Source organism: Paenibacillus sp. JT22N1 (genome assembly GCF_059692155.1).
The window spans coordinates 56,108-77,572 of record NZ_JCAUAW010000022.1; the positions used below are offsets into that span (position 1 = coordinate 56,108).

The following is a 21,465-nucleotide window of genomic DNA, read 5'->3' on the forward strand; positions in this document are numbered from 1 at the left end:
AAAAAAAAGGAGAAACATGGGCATAAATGCCCCTATTCCACCAATTGCTACAATGCAACTGGCTGACATATCCTTGTTGGATGTAGTCCCTCTAGCTTTGCGTCCCTATTTTTCAATAGGTTTGCCATTATAAAGTTGTAGGTGAAAATTCCCATGTTCGACAATAATCGACAGCAAACTTTACAATTTTATACATTAGTATAGTATAGTAAACTAAAATAAACAACACAATTTTCCATTATTGTTTGTTAAGTAATTATATTGTAACTAAATTGCTTTTTTAACATTTTCTCTGACCGATGGTAAAATAGGATCAGATATCTCTTTACTAAACATTTATACCAATCAATTTATGCAATAAAACGATAGAAACTTTAGGCATCCTTCTAGGACTTTTATCACGCATAAAAAAAGCTTCGTCACGACTTCCTGACTAGGAGTCCGACAAAGCTAATTTTTACACCCTCAGTTGGGCGCATTCATACTATGAAATGGTTTGTGCAGCATCCATATTCCCCTGTGAATGCAGATATAATTGCTCGTAATAGCCACGGAGCGCAAGTAATTGAACGTGGTTCCCTTCTTCAACAATTTTCCCCTGACTCATCACAATGATGCGGTTGGCATGCATAATAGTCGAGATGCGATGCGCGATAACAAGTGTCGTTCTTCCCTCGGCTACAACCTGCAGCGCGGATTGAATCAACTGCTCCGTTTGTGAATCCAAATTCGCTGTAGCTTCATCTAGAATCAGTACTTTCGGCTGGAATACGATAATTCTTGCGAACGAGATCAGTTGTCTCTCGCCTGCGGAAAGCCCGCTTCCTCTCTCGGATATGCGTGTCTCATAACCATCCTTCATTCGTGAAATGAGATTGTCTGCCCCAACCATCCGGCATGCCTCTATCACTTCCTCACGTGTTATGGTTTCATCGAACATCCGGACATTGTCCAAAATGCTGCCTGCGTATAAGTACGGTTCCTGCTGTACGAGTCCAACCATACGATGTAGCACGGCCTGCGGGATATCTCGAAGATCCGTGCCATCAATGCGGATACTTCCCTCCTGTACATCATAAAAGCGGCAAAGCAGACTAATCAGCGAGCTTTTACCAGCACCCGTCGTCCCCACGATACCGATCATTTCGCCGGGTTCAATATGAAGCTCTAGATCCTCAATAACAGCCGTATCCTTCAAATAACCGAAATGAACATGATTGAAATGAATGTCCCCCTTCACGTCGGATAACGAGGGTGACAACACGCCTTCCTTATCCTTAACTTCCGGTTGAATGGAGAAGATATTCCAAATTCGATTTACAGACACCGTCGTAGATTGAAGGGTATTCCACTGCTGAGTAATGTTATTAATCGGTTGAAAAAACTGCCGGATATAAGTTATAAAAGCATACAATACACCGAATTCAATCGTTTTATCGAAAACGGCAATACCGCCAATCCAAGTAATAAAGGCCACCGATAAATTACCCAAAATATCAAAGGAACGATTGAACAAAACATTGGTACGAATTTCTCTCAAATTAGCTCGAAAATACCCAAGATTCCGCTCAGTGAAGCGATTCATCTGTTCCTTCTCTTGATGAAAAGCTTGAATGAGATGCATCCCAGATAAATTCTCAGCGGCAAAAGCAACCATTTGAGACAGCTGCGTCCTCGAGAGCTGATAGGTTTTGCGCATATATCTGCGAAAGCTAACCGCTATAATCACAATGATAGGGATCACGATCATGCTGTACATCGTTAGCTGTGGGTCCAGATGATACATCAGCACGATGATGAATACGAGTGTCATGCCATCGCGTACCAAACTAAGAAGAACCTGTGTAAAAAACTGATTCAGCGTTTCCGTGTCACTAGAAACATGCGTAATCAGGCTGCCGCTTGGCGTCCGGTCATAATAAGACATCGACTGCTTAAAGATGTGCTCGAACAAATCCTTGCGTATTTTAGCGACGATGCTTTGGCCGGCAAACTGCAATAAATTGTTCTGCAGATAACTGAAGAATAGACTGCTGATAGATAGACCTGCATAGAATAAGCAAATGAGCAGCAGGGAGCGATAGTCATTTTTCCCAATCATCAAATTATCATCAATCGCGATCTTAACCAGATACGGCTGAAACAAATCGGCTGCTATCCCAAGTAACGCGCAAAATAAAACAGCAGCAAAAGTAAACCTATGCGGTTTGGCATAACCGGATAAAGAACGAAAGGAAGATCGCGTCTTCTGCCGCTCCTCATTGCTTTTGTTACTCCGTTTGGGCATCGTCGCTACCTCCCTCTTGTATCGCATGAAGCTCGGCGTACAAGCCTTCTTGTGCAATTAGCTCTTCGTGCGTGCCGCGCTGCACAATCCTGCCTTCGTGAAGTACGATAATCTCATCCGTATGCTTCAACGCGGAGATTCGATGTGCGATCCAAATGGTCGTTTTGTTCAATCGCTCTTTGCGGATCGTATCAATGATGTGCCTCTCCGTCACAGAGTCTACAGCGCTTACACTATCATCTAGAATCATTAAAGGAGAATCCTTAATGATCCCTCTGGCTAAGCTTGTTCGTTGACGCTGCCCACCCGATAAGGTGACACCGCGCTCACCCAGCTTCGTCTCAAACTTTTCAGGAAATGACGTAATGCTGGAGAGGATTTGTGCTTTCTTGGCAGCACGCTCAACCTGTTCTAAGGGTGATTCTCTTTTATAAAAGGCGATGTTATCGCGGATGGTCGTGCTAAACAAGAACCCCTCTTGCGGAACATAAGCGATTTGATTTCTCAGGCTTTCTAATGTCACATCGCGAATATCCGTATCCCCGATCCATACCGTTCCCTCCGGTGGGTCGTATATTCTAAGCATTAGCTTCACCAAGGTCGATTTACCACTGCCTGTTTTCCCGATAATGCCAATAGATTTACCAGGTTCAATCGTTAACGTTATGTCATGAAGCACTTCGTCTTCGTCATCTGGATAGGCAAAAGACAAGTGTTCAATCCGAATTCCCTCGTGATCGAGGTCGGATATTTGCGCAAGCTCGTTTTGCACAATTTCGGATTTCAAATCGAGCAGTTCATTCATTCGTTCAAGCGAAGCTCGAGAGCGCTGCATGGCATTAATGACGCGACCAATTTGCTGTAAAGGGTTTACCATCATCCGTATGTATAGCGTTAATTCAACGAAATGGCCAATCGTAATCCGCCCTTGAATGGTCAAATAGCCCCCAAAAGCAATCGCGATGATCAGCGATATTGCGCCCAGAAACGGAATAAGTGCTTCAAATAAGGAAGATAGCCGAACCAATCTCAATTGGTTGTCGCGAATCCGATCTACCGTATCGCTGAATCTACGAACCATAATCGGTTCCACCGCAAATTTCTTGGCTACCCGTATGCCTCCGAATTGCTCCTCGGCCGACTCCGTCATTTTGCCTAATGCTTCTTGTACCTGTAAAGAATGCTTTTTAATAATAGGCTGAAATCGAACGGTTAGAACAGGAATGAGCAATAAGGGCAAAATACAGATGATAATTAGATAAAGCGGGATCGAACTGAACAGCATCATTAGAATGACAGCCGTGATCAAAATCGCGGAGTTTACCACGTGGTTAATCCCCATGGATATCGATTCTCGAATGACAGTTACGTCATTCATCACATAACTCAGCAGCTTACCAACGCCGTTCTTCGAGTAAAATGTTGCGCCCAACTGTGTGAAATGGTTAAACAAGCGGTTTCTTGAAACAAACTCGAAGCGTCTTCCGTTACGCATGATCATGTACTGACCAATGGCTGCTAAAACACCGAATGTAACGCCAATCATCAGCAGCTTTAGACTGTAGTCAACAATTAGCGTTTTGTTCAAAAGTCCTTGCTGCAGCTGGTCTGTAAACATGCCTAGCAGCTTGGGGTAATACGAGTGAACAATGTTACCTAAAGAAATGGACAATGCGGCTACAGCGTACAACGGCCATTTCTCTTTGAAGAAATCAACCAATAACCGTGTAGACTTCAAAACGACATCACTTCCTACTACAAGTTTGTCTAGCAAATGAGGTATTCCCGATCCATCTGAACATGCGGTCATGTATCCCCTTACAGTATACGCCTAATCAGATGTACTTCCTATATCAGATATTGACGTTATAATAAGAGAAGTTGTCTTAACTTTACAACTTAGCTTAGGGAGGAGTAAGATCATGGACTTTATTTTGGACCGCATAGATAATAAAATCGAGTTTTTTCAAGCTTATGATATGAAAACGCTGGAACGGCAAATCAACGAGCAAATCGATAACAACAAAGCTTTACTGCTGGACGTCTTCGCGATTCAGCATCACATTGTGTTCGACCCGAACGCGGGTAAAATGCTGTACAGCGCAGTTGTGCATTTTAAGGTGAAGTAATTAAAAATAGCCTGGGGCTAAGCCTCAGGTCTATCGGACTCTGGGCGCACGTATTTTCGATAAATAGCGCATCGTAGTTCCTTTTGAAACTTTAAGACTTCTTCCCAAAACTCAAAACATGCATTATATGACTAGATAAACGATTATCACTGACTCTGGACTAGAGTGTTTTCCAGCCCAAAGTAGCTCTAAAGCAGGAATGAAGGCATAATTGTTGCACAACATACAACATCTTCCGTTTACCAAGAAGAAATTAAGGAAATTGTTGTACGCGTACAACTTGTGTTCCAAATCCCCTCTAATGTAAGTAATATTGCGTAAAAAAAACCTTCAGATCCACTTTAATAGTGGTGTCGAAGGTTTTTTTGCTTAAATTTCGGGATTTCCTCACTTGGTGTTGCGCTTGGTGCTACACTTGGGTGTTGCACTTTGTATTGCCACTTAGTGTTGCACTTAGTGCCTCCTTTAGTGGCAACCTCCATTCACGATTAAACTTCGCTTAGCGGAAGCCCATGTTTGATAAATAGTTGCTCCATTGCAAGCTTAGCCTTAGCTTCGTCGGGGCCATGAATTTCTAAGTGATACACCTCGTTGCTGAAAAGCGTAATGCTTAGACCAAGAATACTTTTGACATCGATAAAACGCTTGCCCACTTTGATAACAATGCTCGATTGAAATTGATTAGCCAACTGATTGATTTCTACAATCGCTCTTGTATCCAGTCCACTCATATAGCTCCCCCTGACCTGAATTCACGCGGCATTCTCCGAGCCACTCCGGTTCTTATTGCTGCTTCAATGACCCCTGTTCGAATACGTCTAACTACCTCTTGATTGAAAACACTCGGAATAATGTACAGTTTGTTCAATTCTTGCGGAGCTACAACTGAGGCGATGGCCGCGGAAGCAGCTAGCTTCATTTCCTCATTAATTGTTGTAGCCTGGCAATCTAATGCAGCTCGAAATATGCCTGGGAAGCATAGGACATTATTAATCTGATTCGGGAAATCAGACCTTCCAGTCGCTATTACGCCTGCAATGTCTTCAATTTCATCCGGATGAATCTCCGGTGTCGGATTCGCCATCACGAATACAATGGGATGCGGCGACATCCGTTCAACATCGACTCGCTTTAGCACACCCCCGGAGGATAAGCCGATAAATACATCGGCACCTTCAATAATTTCGTGCAAGGAACCCGTAAGTCGATTTGGGTTGGTTCGTTCCGCGTACCAGTTCCACATGGGATTGCTATACGAAGTGCTGCTCACCAAAGCCCCTTCTCGATCAACTCCGATCAATTCCTTGACACCTGCTGCGAGTAGAATTTTAGAACAAGCTATGCCAGCAGCCCCAATTCCACAGATGACAACCTTAGCTTCATTAATCGATTTCCCTACGACTTTCAGTGCATTAATGAGCCCCGCATACAGAACGACTGCCGTCCCATGCTGGTCGTCATGGAATACAGGAATATCAAGCTCTTCGCGCAGCCTTTCCTCAATTTCAAAACAACGCGGCGAAGAGATATCCTCTAAATTGATCCCGCCAAAAGCAGGAGCTAAATTCTTAATCGTGGTAATGATTTCTTCCGTGTTTTGCGTGTCTAGGCAGATTGGAAAGGCATCGACATCCGCGAGCTGCTTGAACAGCATCGCCTTACCTTCCATGACCGGCATAGCTGCGTAGGGTCCAATATTACCCAAACCTAGCACCGCACTGCCATCCGAAACAACAGCAACCGTATTTCGCTTAATCGTAAGCTTGTACGCATTCTCCTGCTTCTCATGAATCGCCATACAAACTCGCGCAACATCGGGTGTATACACACGAGACAGATCGTCCCGATTTTGAATCGGCACTTTAGGCTTCATCTCGATCTTGCCACCTAGGTGAAGAAGGAAGGTACGATCCGATACATGAACAAGCTTTACACCCTGAAGCAACTTGATGGCGCTGGTGACGGCCTCCAGTTGAACCTGTTCGGATGCTGTGACAGTAATATCACGAACCGTCCAATTTGGACCTGTTTGGATAACGTCAATGGCAATAACATCCCCACCATTTTCCGTAATGACGGTGATTAATTGTCCAAAATGAACGGCTTCAGTTTGCAGCTCCACACGCAGAATAATGCTTTTGCCACCTATAGTGTCTTTCAAATTGAACTCCTCGTTTCTACGGGCATCATGCCTAAAATAATATTTTTGATACGTACACGACTAAGGTAACAGTCAAGCTGCTGAACAAAGTAGAAAGCAGCACCACTTGAGCTGCGTATTCCGGGTGATTCCCGTATTCTAATGCAAATACCGCGCTGTTCCTTGACGTGGGAAACGAGCTGGCGATAAACAATGCTTGTGCCGTTGTACCTTCTAAATGAAGCAGTAAAATGAAAATTAATGCTAGGATCGGGGAGACAATTAGTCTTCCAAGCAGACTGAAGATAAGTGCGCTGCTTAGCCGCTTAAACTGCAAGTAAGCACTCTGTGCACCTAATGTAACTAGTGCAATCGCAAGGAAAGCATTAGCTACATTTTGGATCGGATGCCATATGAAAGCTGGGATTGGAATCGCCAGAACATGCATTAGCAACCCTAGTAGAAATGCATGAATCATGGGGTTTTTCAAAAGCTCCCGCAGCATCTTCTGCCCTTGGCTTTGTGCGGAAACCGCATTAACCAAGCCAAAGGTATGCGTTAACAGGTTTTGATAGATGGTTACAATGATTTGAACAGACAAGCCGACCGGGTTCCCCTGAAACACAAGCTGTGACACTGGCAAGCCGAAATTACCCGAATTGCTAAGCACTACACTATTCGAAAAGCTAGAGGACAAGCTCTTATCAAATTTAGCTAGCTTTGCTGTTCCTACGCTCAGCGCGATAAGAGCAATACTTTGTAGAATCAAAAAGCTAACGATTTGCAGCAGAGTACTCCATTCCAGCTTACTTTGATAAATATTCGCAAAAGAGACAGCTGGAAGTAAGAAATACGCATTGAGCTTAGACAGTGTATGCATATCAAAATGAAATACACGATGCATAAAAGCCCCTGCTCCAATTAATAAAAATACAGGTACAATGACATTGAGCACGATAAGAAAAAGTACGTCCATCTGAATTTCACTCCATGAAATGGAACCCCTATTCCACAAAGTAGAGGCTGATTGGTATCAGAGCTCCACCCAGCATCATAGGGGTTTTCGTTCAACTTATGCTTCTTCGTTTACAAGAACATTTTTACCTCTCATCTTCAGGATTAAAGGAATCGTCAACCATAAGAAACCAATGATCAAGAAGATGAGAGAAACAGGTTTTTGTAAGAAAATCATGAAATCTCCATTCGAAATGGTCAATGCTCTGCGCATGTTATTTTCCAGCATCGGTCCAAGAATAAGACCAAGTACCAGTGGCGCTAACGGGTAATCGTTTTTCGATAAGAAGTACCCGACAAGACCGCAGCCCATAATTAAGAGCAAATCAAACGTTGAATATTGAACTGCGTACACACCGAATACGGAAAACACGATAATTAATGGAATCAAATATTTCGTTGGTGTTTCAATGACTTTCGCAAACACTTTGACGAGCGGCATATTTAGAATTAGCAACATCAGGTTGCCGACGAACATACTTGCAATAACGCCCCATGCGAGCTGCGGGTGATCTTGGAATAACAAAGGACCCGGCTGAACATTGTACATAATGAAAGCACCCATCAGAATAGCGGTTGTACCGGATGAAGGAATGCCGAGTGTCAAAAGTGGAATCATGGCGCCGCCTGACGCCGCATTATTCGCGGCTTCCGGAGAAGCTACACCCTCAATGGCACCCTTCCCGAATTTCTCGGGATGTTTACTGATTTTCTTTTCTACAATGTAAGCGAAAAAGGAGGCAAGAATGGCACCGGCTCCAGGCAGAAGCCCGATGAAAAATCCAAGAACCGAGCCTCGAGCGATTGGTGCCGCGCTATCCTTCAAATCCTGCTTCGTCGGTAGGATTCGATTGATTTTAGCCAATTCACCATCGTTTCCTTCTCGCTGTAGAATGGTCTTAAATACTTCACCGACAGCGAAAGTACCTACGGCCACAGTAAGGAATTCCAAGCCCTGATAGAGCTCCGGAATATTAAATGTAAACCGTTCAACGCCGGATACATTATCAATCCCGATCGTTGCGAGCAGCAACCCGAATGCTGTCATCATTAAAGCTTTGACCATGGATTTGCCAGCTAGACCGCTGATTGCGAGTAAGCCGAGAACCATGAGAGAGAAATATTCGGCAGGACCAAACTTGATGGCAACCGCCGACAAAGGCCTAGCAAGGAAAATAAGGCCTATTAGAGAAATAATGCCGGCAGCAAAGGAACCAATCGCTGAAATCGCAAGCGCCGCCCCGGCTCTGCCTTGTTTTGCCATCTGATAACCATCTAGGGTCGTTACTACGGAAGAAGATTCCCCCGGTGTATTCAGCAGGATGGAAGTCGTCGAACCTCCGTACATCGCTCCATAATAGACACCAGCAAGCAAAATAATGGAGCTCGTCGCGGCTTCTTCAGGACCTAATCCTGCGGTCATTGTCGCTGTTATCGGGATTAACAGAGCTACACCGCTCATGGGTCCAATCCCGGGTAGGACACCTACCACTGTACCAATTAATACGCCTAGAAAAACAAACACGACATTGTGCCACTGCATTGCAGTACCCAAGCCATGAAGCACATAATCAATCGTGCTCATTTCAATAACCTCCTTAGAGCTTGCTTTTTAGCAAACCCACTGCGTAAGCGATATCTTAGAAGCCTAACCAAGTTGGGAATCCAGGAAGAGATCCATCCAATCCATTCACATACAGCGTATACACCCCATAGGAGAATGCAGCTGAGATCAAAAGCGAAACCCAAACTCTACCTTTATGCATCGTTTGGAACCCAATCATTAAAAAGAGAAACGTGGAGATGACGAATCCGATATCTTCGAGAAATAACGCATAAAGAACTGCTGAAACGAAAATGATACCAAATCTTTTGTAATCCAAATTTTCTTTATGTTTTTTCGTTTGCTGCTTGCGGAACGTATCATAAATGAGACGAATGCTCATTAATGCTAAGAAAGCCCCCAGCATCATTGGGAAAATATTCGCGCCTACATTACTGCCGTAAGCACTTGTCGAAATGCTCCTGCTGCCGATCACAAATGTGGTGCCGATAGCGAAAAAAACGATACCTGCATAACGGTCAAACATGGTGTTCATCTGTTCTCAACCTCCCGCCCTTCGTGCATGGGAAGAAGGAAATTCACTTCTCCCCAGCATCCCAAGGCTCTCTTATTTCTGCATACCCAAAGCTGTCAACATATCTTTCAATTGCGTTTCTTGCTGACCTAGGAAAGCTTTGAAATCATCCGCTTTTTTATAGTCAGTTTCCCAGTTGTTCGCTGTCATTTCTTTTTTCCATGTATCGGAATCAACCATTTTCTTGATCGTATCTTCCCAGAACTTTTTCGCACCCGCATCCATATTCTTAGGTCCGAAGAAGCCGCGCCAGATTAAGAACTCAGCGTCAATACCTTGTTCTTTCATCGTTGGAACATCTTTCATGCTGCCACCAAGTCGTTGTGGTGATGCCACCGCCAGTATTCTGATCTTGCCAGCTTTCACATACTGATCCAGGGAAGATGCATCGGTTCCGAGCACATCCGCATTACCGCCGAGTAAAGCTGTTACCGCTTCCCCGCCGCCATCATAGGATACGTATTTCACCTTTTTCGGGTCGATACCGTATTTAAAGGCAGGAAGAATGGAAACCAGATGATCCATGGAGCCAGGTGCAGAACCACCAGCAACCGTCAGTTTCGTAGGATCCGCTTTCATATCATCCAACAGTGATTTCAAATCTTTATATTTCGAGTTTGCCGCAACCGCAACTGCGCCATAATCCTTCGTCAATTGCGCAAGTGGCGTTGTATCTGCATAACCGTAAGGCGTGTTACCTTCTTTTTTTAGATGGTTAATAAGAATCGGCGGTGAGCTAACGAACAATTTATAATTATCTTTCACATCTTTCGTTGCATATTCAGCCATGAAAACGGCGCCGCCTCCACCCGGTTTATTTTCAACCGAAATCGGTTTATCAAGCGCTTTCGTTTCCGACAATACTTTGGCAATCGTACGAGCCGTCATATCCCAGCCGCCACCTGCGCCGGATGGAGCGATGATGCTCAGCGCTTTTTCTGGATATTTGGATGCTGCTTGTGCTGGTGCTGTTGTTTCTTTGGTCTTGTCACCCGTTGCGTCTGTTGGTTTAGCTGCCCCATTACCGCATGCTGCCAAGGAGATTGCTAATAAACTGATCGATGTTACTTTCAAAGATGCTGCTAAGACATTTTTTATCAAATGAAACCCCTCCAACTTTTTGGTTTTATACGTGTATCCGCTTTCTTTGAAGCGCTTTCAGAATATCACCTGAATAGAAAATTGAGAAGTTTAACAAGATTAATTATAATAACATCGTTTTGGGCATTTTGTTCATATTGTTCACGACGGCTCCAACGCGTTTTCCCTCAAAATGAGAGCGCTTTATGATACAATACTAGCAAAAACGGGGGGCTTTAACTCGGAATGAGGCTGCAAACCAAGCTAATCTTGATTATTTGTTCACTGCTTGTCTTCATCATCCTAAGTCTAGGCGGCATATTCTATTACTTGATGACCTCCGCCCTTGAGGATCAAATTGGTACACGCGCCTTGAAGGTAGCCGAAACAGTGGCTAGTATGCCTGAAATAAGGCATGCCTTTCAATTAAATGACCCCTCAGCCGTCATTCAACCCATTGCGGAGACGGTACGTGAGAAAATAGATGCGGAATACATCGTTGTCGGGAACCGCGAAGGTATCCGTTATTCGCATCCCCTGCCTGACCGAATAGGCAAAGAAATGGTAGGTGGAGACAACGGTCCCGTTCTCGAGGGGCAATCCATTATTTCCAAGGCGATTGGATCTCTCGGTCCCTCACTCCGCGGCAAAGCTCCGGTATTTGGCGACAATGGCCAAGTGATCGGTATCGTATCCGTCGGCTTCCTGACAGAAGACATTGCACTAATTACTACAGCGTATCAAACACGAATCGAAATGATCTCATTGATTGTTCTCATCATTGGACTTGTTGGCTCTGTCCTCATCGCCCATAATGTCCGGCGTTCCATTCATGGCTTGGAGCCCAAGGAAATCGGCGCATTATATACCGAAAAGAAGGCAATTCTAGAATCCATTCGCGAAGGTATCATTGCGGTTAATCGTGAGGGTATTATAACGATGGCTAACCGCTATGCGCTTCAGCTGCTTCAGCTGCCTGTCACGGCAAAGATTACTGGAAGACAAATTGAAGATGTTATACCGAATACGAGATTGTATGAAGTCGTTCGTTCGGGTAAAGCCGAATTTGACCATGAAATGCTCATTGGTGACCATGAGGTGATTGTGAATCGGGTACCGATCATTGAGCGAAAATTCGGCGTGACCGGTGCAGTTTCGAGCTTTCGCAGCAAGTCCGACCTGTATCGATTAGCCGAGGAACTGTCTCAGGTCAAACGCTTTGCAGAAGCGCTTCGCGCACAAACGCATGAATTTTCGAACAAGCTTTATGTTATCTCTGGGCTAATTCAACTTGAATCGTATCAAGAAGCTGTGGAACTTATCTCCAGGGAGGCCGATGTGCATCAGAATTGGGTACAGTTCATTATGCGAGAAATCCCAGATCCCATGATTGGCGGGCTGCTCATTGGCAAATTTAATCATGCACAGGAGTTAAAGATAACCTTCGAAATTGATCACGAAAGCTCATTCAGCGACATCCCGGCTCAAATTGATCGAAATATGCTCGTCACCATCATCGGTAACCTCGTTGACAATGCCATGGAAGCGGTGCTTGCTGGTGGCGATCAGACGGAGCCGTATGTGAAATTATTTCTAACCGACCTTGGTGAGGATCTTATTATCGAATGCGAGGATCGAGGCGTAGGAATTCCTGAGGAAACGAGTATGGCTGTATTTGAGAAAGGCTTTTCAACCAAAGAAGGGGAACACCGCGGCATTGGACTCGCTTTGGTCCAGCATGCCGTCGGAAAGTTGAGTGGGTACATTACATTTCATAAAAACCCCGCAGGCGGCACGATTTTCACCGTTGCGATTCCCAAAATCCCTGATCTCAAAGAAAGGAATCTACCCCATGGAACACCAGAATCAAACCGTTGAAGTATTAATCGTAGAAGATGATGAGAAAATTGCTGAGATTAACAGACGATTCATAGAAAAAGTAGATGGATTCCACGTTGTCGGTATCGCCACGGATCTGGGTCAAGCCAAGGAACAGTTGGAAATTCTGACTCCGCATCTCGTCCTACTCGATGTGTATTTACCGGGCGCCAACGGCTTAGAGATGCTTTCCTTTATTCGACAGCATTACCGGGAAACAGACGTCATTATGATCACTGCTGCCAAAGAAATAGACGCCATTCGTGACGCCATACGCAGCGGTGCGTTTGATTATATCATCAAACCGCTCGTCTTTAATCGGCTTCAAGAAACGCTAGTGCGATATCTGAATTTCCATCGTGAACTCAGTCGGATGAACCAAAGCGGTATGATCAATCAGAGCGATGTCGATCGCCTTATGTCTGGAACTTCCAAGAAAGAAACCAACTTGGACACCTCTTTCCTGCCCAAAGGGATTGATAAGCTCACATTGGTAAAAATCGTACAAGCGATTTCTAGCGCATCCGGCGGCTTGACCGCTGATCAAATCGCCAAGGAAATCGGTGTCAGCCGCTCCACCGGCCGCCGCTACCTGGAGCACTTAGTCAGCTCGGGCGATTTATACGCCGACCTGTCTTACGGTGTGGTTGGCCGGCCGGAGCGAGTGTACCGGAGGAAAAAAGCTTGATTGTAGGTATTATGCTTATTAGACCGTGGCTGTATCGCCGAAAAATAGCTTTACAGCTTTGATTTGCGATGCTTCGTGGCCATTTCTGATGACAGTCCCGCGTGTCCGAGATGAATAAGCACGGAAAACGCGCTTAATCTGGAGCGCCCGAACAAATAGGCACAGAAACCGAACTTTCAGAGCGAGCTCCGCGAGCCGAAGCTCATACGTAGCCCCTGAGAAGTCAGAAATCGACTTCTCAGCAGACCGTCCTGCGCGTCCGGGCAGAATAAGCGCGGAAAACGCGCTTATTCATGTGGCCCCGAACCAATAAGCGCGTTTTCCGCTCTTAAAGCGAGAGCTCCTCAAGCCTAAGCTCGCCGATAGAGTCTGAGAGGTCAGAAATCGACTTCTCAGCAGACCTTCCTGTGCGTCCGGGCAGAATAAGCGCGGAAAACGCGCTTATTCATGTGGCCCCAAACCAATAAGCGCGTTTTCCGCTCTTAAAGCGAAAGTTACTCAAGCCTAAGCTCGCCGAAAGAGTCTGAGAAGTCGGAAATCGACTTCTCAACAGTCAGTCCCGTACGTCTGTACTGCATAAGCTCGGAAATCGCGCTTATTCTTGTGGCCCCAAATCAATAAGCGCGTATTCCGCTCTTAAAGCAAGAGTTCCTCAAGCCTAAGCCCGCCGAAAGAGTCTAAGAGGTCGAAAATCGAATTCTCTGCAGTCAGTCCAGTACGTCTGTACTGAATAAGCTCGGAAAACGAATAGATCCTGGCTGTAACGCTGAAAAACAGCGTAATCATCCAACGTTAATGTATATCCTCCCAAACACCTCTCACTGGATCTGAAACGTCCTTTTCGGTCTTCTCAGCTGGAATTAGCTGTTTTCTCTCCTCTGAGATGACTTTTTTAGCCCTTTCAGTGATGTATATCAAAAGCTACGATCAATAGAAGAAAACTGGCTTAAACCGTCCTTGAATGGAGTGTTTGTCAGGGTTGATGCAAAGTAGGTTATCCCCCCAGCTGTTTATAATAGTCATTCGCTTGCTCATCCGGAAATTGTTGTACGTTGTACAACTTGCCTTCATAATGAACCACTTCTCCATAATCCAGAAGACAAAATCACAGAAAACTTAATCACTTACAACTTCCTACTTCACCATTTCTCCCAAAAACCAGAGGTCACAAACCCAGAAAACATAATCTCATCATGTATCCTCCTTACTCAGGCAGAATCCATAACTAGCCAGGCTAAATAGCGGGTTAGCTTCGCGTTCTCATCCCACAATCCCAAAACATATAAGAAATCCTAATAATCTTGGAATCCACATGAGTGCCCTAAGTAGCTATAGAATAAAATCCATAAACAAAGACGCCGGCTAAACCAGCCGGCGTCTCTTTGCGTCACACCTCGTGACGCTCCACAATCCCGTCCATGCCGTCCGGGATGCGGATCTCCACATCCACGCTGCGCGGCGCCCAAACCTGCAGCCGCATCACGCGTCCGTCCTCCTCGAGTCGCCAAGCGACATCGATTCGTCCCTCCTGCGGCAGCGGAACAGTACCCCTCGCCCACTGCAAATCCGCTGGCTGCGGGGCGACAATGACCTTCCGCCAGCCTTTGTCGGCGGGAGTGACACCAAGCACATGCGCGCCTAAGAAATAGCCTGGCGCAGCCGACCACGCATGACAATGACTGCGCGTAAGCATATCAGGGTTCGCTCTATTTTCCGCGAAATTCGGGTACATTTCCCAGCAGGTCGTGGCATCATATTCAATCATTTGCCCAAAATGCTTCCTCATATCTGTGATCATGCGATCAATTCCAATGCGGCCCATTTTCGCGAGAGCCTCATAATAGAAGAAGGACATAAACGGACTGCCGATTTGAACAAAATCCGTCGGCGGAGCAAACAAATATGTCTTCATCTGCTCTGCGCGTTCGCCTTCAGCGACACCACACAAGTAGGCAATAACCTGTGTCTGCATACTGAAAACAGTCGAAGCTCGGCCATTTGCATGGATACAATCCAAGTATGCACTGCGCTCCTCACTCCATAAATGCTTGTTAATGGCTTGGCTCAGACGAAGCGCTTTCCCCTCATATTCAGCTGCTTCTCCCACATCGCCAACGGCTTTCGCCAACTCTGCCGCGCTACGCAGCGTTTTGACCAGAATCATATTCTGGTGGGTGACCACCCCATTATTCGGCTGATCAATCGGTGCCCAATCCAGCAAGTTCCAGCCTTTTATGAACAATAATCCTCGATCATCGAGTTTTTGTTCATAATGCTCAAGGGTAAAACGAATATGCGGCCATAAGTCTCTCGCAAAAACCTCATCGCCTGTATGCTCGTAATATTCACAGCTGGCCAGTGCCCAAAAAAACGTCCAGTTCGGAATAACGCTGCTCCAAGCACTAGGAACCTGATCCACGTATAACGGTGTTTGTGTGCTGGAACCAGGCACTAACCTCAAACAACGCTCTACAATCTCCGTAGCTCCGAACACGTAATAATTGACTAAAGCCTCGTTGCGGCTGTCTCCAACCCAGAAAACCTGTTCATAAGCCGGACAATCAACGAACGTATCTTCCATACAAAGTCGAGTTGTGTGCTTACTAATCTGCCATATATCGTTCAAAAGCGCATCAGAACTCTGGAACTTGCCTATCTCGGCTATGGGATAATTACTTTGCTGCACCTGTACGCCATACATTTTGACTGCTCTTGCAGCATTTCTTACCGTAACCATCAAATATCGGAATCCTCTCCTCACATAAGAGGTATACAATTGACGTCCTTCTGAACACGTGTATCGCAGCGTATTGTCTAAATCGAACGTGTCTTGACGCCACCCGTCGCGCATATATTCATAGCCATAGAAATCAAGTATGGTTCCTTCAGCGGCATCTACTTCAAATTGTATAAAGCCCGATAACTCACGGCCAAAATCAAGGATAAATTCCGTATCTGCACCCTCGTATCTCGGCAATATTGCAGGATTCACACTTGGGATAACTGCCTGCTGCAAAGGGTACGGCACAGCTTGCGCCAGCGCTTCTTTTTTCCAAACACTGAGTGCAAAGATAGAATCCCTGCTCACCAATTCCAGTGGGTAAGGGCGAATCCAATCCGTATAGCGACTCAGGTCCTTAGCAGTAGAAAGACTCCGAATCTCTACATACGTGTTAAAAGCTGGCAAGACATCCGCATCCAATTCATCCTTTCGATCAGCACCCGCTGAAGAAGACCCAAATCCTTCATATGGGTGCAAAGAATCACTGCTTTCCTGGTGATCAATGCATTCAAAAGATGCAAAAGGACCAATTGAAATAAATGGAGACGTATCGATACCTGCCTCCCCTAAAGGAGAAACGACCTCAAAATAAGCTTCACAATCAATGCCAAATTGCAATGTTCGGCCATGGTCAACTCCGGTCGTTTCCAGCAAGATGAGATTGTCTCCTGCCTTCAGTTCTATCTCGGCATACCTTTCCGGCAATACTCCTGTATAGCGCTCCGGTTCCAGCCACTCTCCATTCACGCTGCATCCCTTCACAGTGCTCGGCTGTACGATTCCTAACACAGCTTTTACTGCCTTCTCGGTTCTCACTACCGTTGCCATATACCCAGCAAAACCCACTGGATTCGCGTGATTCACACTCTCTGGCACCATTTGATTACGGACATCAATCGAGGCAGTCCATGCAACGGGCTTTACCTGATGAAGGGATTCGATACGAACCGGCCAAACGAGTTCCTCAGTAAGGAATGGAATATCTCTCGGCACAAGACGGCTCCAAGGCTCTATACCAACAGCTCCAACGATAGTGGCTTGACCCCACGCAGAATCATCGTAATCTGTCAAATACCAATCCATTGGCCAAGCGCTCGCATCCATCCGCTCAGCATAGCCTTGCTGGCACGACATCCGCCCAGAGCGGCTATCATACCCAAGATGCAGCGAGGTTTTCCAGCTTTCATCCGTCACCAGCTCTAAGAGAGAATGACCCTCATGCTCACTCTCCACTTGCACTAACAACCCCCCGCGTCCGCGCAAATAATAGAAATTGGACACACCGAAATGGAGCACCATAACCCCAATCACATTAGGTCGTCCTTTCTGCAGCAAATGTCCAATTTCGTATGTATCATAGGACTGCTCGAATGGCCATGAGCGAACAGGACCTCGTCCCACTTTGGTTCCATTCACATATAAAGCGTATCGCGAATCAGCCGTTATGGATATTTTTGCTGCTCCCCAGCCTTCAGAGCCCACATCGAATGTCTTTCTAAAACACCGCCACTCATTTCGTGGACTTACTTCACCATTACCCCAAACCCAATGTGCTTGCCAGTCGATTTCTAATTGTCTCATTTCATCTGCCTCCACCTAAAATAATGATTGTTACTTCGATGCCTTTATTTTATGATGAGAGTATACTCATTTTTAGGGTTAATTCCGACATTCATTAGGGTCTTAATTGACATAACAGGAGTAAAACGAAATGACCATTAAACGAAGCATTATCGAAACGCCCGGGGATCAATTTTTCCTTCCTGAGCTTCCGCTTTACGTCAACCGAGTTCACGAATCATTTGAAATGCTGCAGCATACGCACGATTTCATTGAAATTAGCTATGTAGCTGAGGGCAGCGGTGCACATTACATCGACAATACCTCATTACCCGTTTCCAAAGGAGATCTCTTCTTCATTCCGGTTGGCGTCTCCCATGTGTTCCGCCCATCATCTACTGCTCAGAGAAAAAACCTCGTCGTTTACAATTGCATTTTCACCCAGGAATGGTTGAACCAATTATTTCACTCGCAAACGAATGGAAGTAAAGAGGAATTTAACGTCCTATTCAAGCAGGCAACCGAACAATCTACTTGGTTATCTTTTAAAGAACGTAATGGGGAATTCCAGCCTCTTTTTGAACGTTTGCATTTCGAATATAATGCCAATCGCAGCGGCTATATGACGATTTTACAAACTTGTGTTGCACAGCTTCTTGTTTACATGTATCGCTCCAAAATGGATTTCACACCGGAAGCGTTCAAAGCGAGCCTTCAGGACTTAGATAGTCTACTCGCCCATATTCGCGGTCATTGCAGCAGCCCTATCTCACTTACGGAAGCTGCCGCCAGATTGACCATCAGCGAGCGTCAGCTTCATCGCCAGCTTAAAAAGCATACGGGAATGTCCTTCATGGAGTACGTGCAGCACGCGCGAATTGAAGCCTGTTGCCAGCAATTACGAGCGAACGATCACAAGATCAGCGATGTCGCTGCAAGTGTCGGTTATCAGGATATGAAATTTTTTAACCAGCTTTTTAAAAAGATGACCGGTGTCACTCCCAGCCAGTACCGACAGCAGAATAGATAAACAAAAAATGCCCCTCCATCACGAAGATGTGAGAGGCATTTCATTTTAAAGGCCCAACATAAATTGCAAGGTTTTATCGCTGAAACCTGGTAAACCTTCATGACCATAATCCGGGTACAACTCAAACTGCTTTTTCGACTTGATTTTGTTATAAGCAGCAAACTGTGTGGAAGGTGGGCATACCGTGTCGCTTAGACCTACCCCCATCAGTACTTCACCTTGGATGCGATTTGCCAGATTCTGAATGTCAATATAGCCCAGCTTCGTGAATATTTCATCTTCGCGTTTATGCTGTGGATCGTGACGGCGGAAGAAATCCTTCAGTTCCTGATAGGCATCTTTCGCCAAATCCATTTCCCATACGCGCTTATAATCGCTAAGGAATGGATAAACAGGCGCTAACCGCTTAATGCGAGGCTCCAGTGCAGCACAAGCGATCGTCAACGCGCCTCCTTGAGAGCCACCCATTGCGCCTACTCGCTCGGGATCAACCTCTGGCATACTCATCGCAATGCCGGCGAGTTGAGCCGTATCTAAGAAAATATCCCTGTACAGCAATTGATCAGGATGATCATCTAAACCACGAACGATATGTCCGCGAAGCGTCGTCCCCTTCACACCACCCGCATCTTCCGATAAACCGCCTTGACCACGGCAATCCAAGGAAAAGAACGAGTAGCCTAGAGCCGCATACGGTAATTTATCTAACCAGTCGCCTGAGCTTCCGGAATAACCATGGAATTGAACGACAGCTGGATGCGGCTTATCTGCATGTTTTGGACGAACATATTTGGCATAAATACGTGCTCCTTTGACACCTGTAAAATAGAGATCAAAACATTCAGCGTAAGGCACTTGAAATTCACTCGGACGAAGTTCGATTTGAGGATCGACAGCCTTCATTTCAGCAATTGCCCGCTCCCAATATGAATCGAAATCTTCAGGGCGTGGATTACGTCCTTCATAAGTAACTAGCTTGTCTAATGGAAAATCAAATAATGGCATGTCATATCCTCTTTTCTATTATTTTCAAGCGACCGTATAGCTAGAGAAATCAACAGCTTCGCCATTCACAAGTCTGGTGATCTTTCTGTCATTATGTAAGCCACTGCATAAAACCATCGTCTCATCATTCAAAGTCGTATAGGTGATTTGCAAATCGTCCTCGTTGGACAGCTTATAAATCGGTTGTTTCTGCTTCATCACATTCGCAAATTGTTGGATATCTCTTATCTGAAGGGCTTCAGCTGTTTTCTGGTCGATACACTCGACAACTACGGAATTCGTTCTTCCATTGCTTGTGACAACGGATCGATCTTCGCGTATTTCCCTTTGAAAGGACTTCTGCACGTAAACAGCCATGTAAACTTGACCACATAATCCAAACAGTCCGTTCGGTTCCTCTACCCAATCCCCTATAGGCAGACATCCCTTAATGAATTCAGGCTGACCATCTGGAATTTGATAGGAAGCGATCAATGCATTTTGATGAAAAAGTACTTCTGAAAATTCACTTTGATGACGTAAATCTCCTTCTCCATAGCCTTGACCCGGGTGAAAAAAATACAAATGATTCACACCTTGGACCGTATCTAGCGGAAGGGCTACATCCCAGCGATGTTGTTCATTATCAAACTCCAGTACGCGTTCCCACATACCGCCTAGTGCAAAGTTTTCTGTGATATATACATAACTGTGCAGCACATCGTTATCGCTAATAGCTAAAGCTGCTTGTTTGGGAACTCTGCGAATAACTTCTACTGGAGCTCCACGATGTAAGACCTTACGCTTAACTTCTGACGAAGCTTCATAGGCAATAAAACCTGCATACTCGGTTCGAGGCATGTAATCAGGCAAAGTGAAATCGCCAAACTGGACATAATCGTGCAGTACATTGGTGTCCTTCGGCATATCATGCGGCCATATCCGTGAGTGCGGGCCCACCCATGCCCCTCCCAGATAATACGTCGAGCGAACCTCCCAGAGGTAGTCCAATAAACGAGCTAATTCGGTTTTGGTTTCTGTATCCCTCATAAGCTCCCAAGCGCACGTAAAAGCCTGCATCCAGTGCCAGAACCAAGGTAACCCTCCATACTCCGACATGCCTATCGTAGTAACCCGATTCAGCGTACTGCGCAAGCTTTGGCAGCCATCCTCAAGCAATGCCGTATCCTCATAAAGTTGTCCGAAAATAAGCTTAGCTGCTGTGTATTTCGCTTCATGATGGTTGTAATGCTCAGATGGTTTACGATAAAAGTTACTTCTATAAATATGCAGCAGCGCTAAAGCAAATAAGTTTCGCAATGATTCACTCAAATTATCTGAATAACGTTGATAGAAATAAACCATCAGACTCCCCATCAATTCAACAGGAAGTGTATTTTTCGGTGCTTCTTGAGGAGTAGGTCTTAAATGTAAGGGCCAATGACCATAGGTTCCACTCGCTTCGTTCTGGTCCTGGAGTTCCAAAACTTGAAACAGGATGCCCTCAGCCTTGATCTTAGCCTGTACACGATCCCCTTCAAATGGGATAGCTTCTTCCTGAGAAGCTGCAAATAAGTAAGAAGCATAGTAGAAATTATCTCGGATATCGTGATGAAATAATAATCCGCTGTTTAAAATAGGCTGCTTAAATGCGTCTGCGGCAATTCTGGACTTGATTTCATTTTGGCGTTGTTGCAAATTTGTCAATTTTGTCACCTCCTTAGAAAAAACTTAAAAAATGCAGTTTTTACATTA

General features: G+C 45.3%; 15 protein-coding genes and 1 riboswitch. Of the genes, 4 read left to right on the plus strand and 11 right to left on the minus strand.

Annotation, left to right across the window (positions count from 1 at the left end; all coding sequences use genetic code 11):
- Window positions 1–50 precede the first annotated feature (50 nt).
- Window positions 51–136: riboswitch (cyclic di-GMP riboswitch) on the minus strand.
- A gap of 348 nt (window positions 137–484) precedes the next feature.
- Window positions 485–2,287 carry an ABC transporter ATP-binding protein gene (locus tag AC58UU_RS31840; protein WP_497321529.1) on the minus strand — a complete coding sequence of 601 codons (1,803 nt, stop codon included), beginning with the start codon at window positions 2,285–2,287 and terminating at the stop codon, window positions 485–487.
- The gene (locus AC58UU_RS31845) at window positions 2,271–4,025 is read right to left on the minus strand and encodes an ABC transporter ATP-binding protein (protein ID WP_497321607.1); all 1,755 of its coding nucleotides are present in this window, start codon (window positions 4,023–4,025) and stop codon (window positions 2,271–2,273) included. The genes AC58UU_RS31840 and AC58UU_RS31845 overlap by 17 nt, the downstream gene beginning before the upstream one ends.
- A 184-nt stretch (window positions 4,026–4,209) precedes the next feature.
- Between AC58UU_RS31845 and AC58UU_RS31850 the strand changes: the two genes are divergently transcribed.
- The gene (locus AC58UU_RS31850) at window positions 4,210–4,416 is read left to right on the plus strand and encodes a YrzA family protein (RefSeq protein WP_047673864.1); all 207 of its coding nucleotides are present in this window, start codon (window positions 4,210–4,212) and stop codon (window positions 4,414–4,416) included.
- Between the two features lie 488 nt (window positions 4,417–4,904).
- Here AC58UU_RS31850 and AC58UU_RS31855 read toward each other — a convergent pair whose 3' ends face one another.
- From AC58UU_RS31855 to AC58UU_RS31880, 6 genes are all read right to left on the minus strand, one after another.
- Complete coding sequence (locus tag AC58UU_RS31855; RefSeq protein WP_171646211.1) at window positions 4,905–5,147, minus strand: HPr family phosphocarrier protein; 243 nt, start codon at window positions 5,145–5,147, stop codon at window positions 4,905–4,907.
- Window positions 5,144–6,577, minus strand: a complete 1,434-nt coding sequence (locus tag AC58UU_RS31860; protein ID WP_497321531.1) for an NAD-dependent malic enzyme — start codon at window positions 6,575–6,577, stop codon at window positions 5,144–5,146. Before AC58UU_RS31860 ends, AC58UU_RS31855 begins: the two co-directional genes overlap by 4 nt.
- Window positions 6,578–6,608: 31 nt before the next feature.
- The gene (locus tag AC58UU_RS31865) at window positions 6,609–7,532 is read right to left on the minus strand and encodes an AEC family transporter (RefSeq protein ID WP_497321533.1); all 924 of its coding nucleotides are present in this window, start codon (window positions 7,530–7,532) and stop codon (window positions 6,609–6,611) included.
- A 96-nt stretch (window positions 7,533–7,628) separates the two neighbouring features.
- Window positions 7,629–9,155, minus strand: coding sequence for a tripartite tricarboxylate transporter permease (locus AC58UU_RS31870; RefSeq protein WP_497321534.1), 1,527 nt, complete (start codon window positions 9,153–9,155; stop codon window positions 7,629–7,631).
- 55 nt (window positions 9,156–9,210) lie between these two features.
- Window positions 9,211–9,669, minus strand: coding sequence for a tripartite tricarboxylate transporter TctB family protein (locus AC58UU_RS31875; RefSeq protein WP_497321536.1), 459 nt, complete (start codon window positions 9,667–9,669; stop codon window positions 9,211–9,213).
- Window positions 9,670–9,741: 72 nt separating this feature from the next.
- Entirely contained in the window at window positions 9,742–10,809 is a 1,068-nt protein-coding gene (locus AC58UU_RS31880; RefSeq protein WP_497321538.1) for a Bug family tripartite tricarboxylate transporter substrate binding protein, read from the minus strand.
- A 225-nt stretch (window positions 10,810–11,034) separates the two neighbouring features.
- Here AC58UU_RS31880 and AC58UU_RS31885 point away from each other — a divergent pair, with 225 nt between their 5' ends.
- Both AC58UU_RS31885 and AC58UU_RS31890 read left to right on the plus strand, forming a co-directional pair.
- Window positions 11,035–12,666 carry an ATP-binding protein gene (locus AC58UU_RS31885; protein WP_497321539.1) on the plus strand — a complete coding sequence of 544 codons (1,632 nt, stop codon included), beginning with the start codon at window positions 11,035–11,037 and terminating at the stop codon, window positions 12,664–12,666.
- Window positions 12,641–13,354 (plus strand): DUF977 family protein, encoded by a 714-nt coding sequence (locus AC58UU_RS31890; RefSeq protein WP_497321540.1) that lies wholly within the window; start codon window positions 12,641–12,643, stop codon window positions 13,352–13,354. The genes AC58UU_RS31885 and AC58UU_RS31890 overlap by 26 nt, the downstream gene beginning before the upstream one ends.
- A 1,387-nt stretch (window positions 13,355–14,741) precedes the next feature.
- Here the strand turns inward: AC58UU_RS31890 and AC58UU_RS31895 are convergent.
- Window positions 14,742–17,717 carry a family 78 glycoside hydrolase catalytic domain gene (locus AC58UU_RS31895; RefSeq protein WP_497321542.1) on the minus strand — a complete coding sequence of 992 codons (2,976 nt, stop codon included), beginning with the start codon at window positions 17,715–17,717 and terminating at the stop codon, window positions 14,742–14,744.
- A gap of 130 nt (window positions 17,718–17,847) precedes the next feature.
- Here AC58UU_RS31895 and AC58UU_RS31900 point away from each other — a divergent pair, with 130 nt between their 5' ends.
- On the plus strand, window positions 17,848–18,726 hold the full coding sequence (locus AC58UU_RS31900; RefSeq protein WP_497321543.1) for a helix-turn-helix domain-containing protein: 879 nt from the start codon (window positions 17,848–17,850) through the stop codon (window positions 18,724–18,726).
- Window positions 18,727–18,771: 45 nt separating this feature from the next.
- Here the strand turns inward: AC58UU_RS31900 and AC58UU_RS31905 are convergent, their stop codons facing one another.
- Window positions 18,772–19,731, minus strand: a complete 960-nt coding sequence (locus tag AC58UU_RS31905) for an acetylxylan esterase (protein WP_497321544.1) — start codon at window positions 19,729–19,731, stop codon at window positions 18,772–18,774.
- A 24-nt stretch (window positions 19,732–19,755) separates the two neighbouring features.
- Window positions 19,756–21,426: a hypothetical protein gene (locus AC58UU_RS31910; RefSeq protein WP_497321546.1), complete on the minus strand. Its 1,671-nt coding sequence runs from the start codon at window positions 21,424–21,426 to the stop codon at window positions 19,756–19,758.
- Window positions 21,427–21,465: the final 39 nt, after the last annotated feature.

Bases quoted from the DNA above. Each gene is read 5' to 3' on its own strand.
- AC58UU_RS31840 (WP_497321529.1), bottom strand. From the start codon at position 2,287: ATGCCCAAACGGAGTAACAAAAGCAATGAGGAGCGGCAGAAGACGCGA.
- AC58UU_RS31850 (WP_047673864.1), top strand. From the start codon at position 4,210: ATGGACTTTATTTTGGACCGCATAGATAATAAAATCGAGTTTTTTCAA.
- AC58UU_RS31855 (WP_171646211.1), bottom strand. From the start codon at position 5,147: ATGAGTGGACTGGATACAAGAGCGATTGTAGAAATCAATCAGTTGGCT.
- AC58UU_RS31865 (WP_497321533.1), bottom strand. From the start codon at position 7,532: ATGGACGTACTTTTTCTTATCGTGCTCAATGTCATTGTACCTGTATTT.
- AC58UU_RS31870 (WP_497321534.1), bottom strand. From the start codon at position 9,155: ATGAGCACGATTGATTATGTGCTTCATGGCTTGGGTACTGCAATGCAG.
- AC58UU_RS31875 (WP_497321536.1), bottom strand. From the start codon at position 9,669: ATGAACACCATGTTTGACCGTTATGCAGGTATCGTTTTTTTCGCTATC.
- AC58UU_RS31885 (WP_497321539.1), top strand. From the start codon at position 11,035: ATGAGGCTGCAAACCAAGCTAATCTTGATTATTTGTTCACTGCTTGTC.
- AC58UU_RS31890 (WP_497321540.1), top strand. From the start codon at position 12,641: ATGGAACACCAGAATCAAACCGTTGAAGTATTAATCGTAGAAGATGAT.
- AC58UU_RS31895 (WP_497321542.1), bottom strand. From the start codon at position 17,717: ATGAGACAATTAGAAATCGACTGGCAAGCACATTGGGTTTGGGGTAAT.
- AC58UU_RS31900 (WP_497321543.1), top strand. From the start codon at position 17,848: ATGACCATTAAACGAAGCATTATCGAAACGCCCGGGGATCAATTTTTC.
- AC58UU_RS31905 (WP_497321544.1), bottom strand. From the start codon at position 19,731: ATGCCATTATTTGATTTTCCATTAGACAAGCTAGTTACTTATGAAGGA.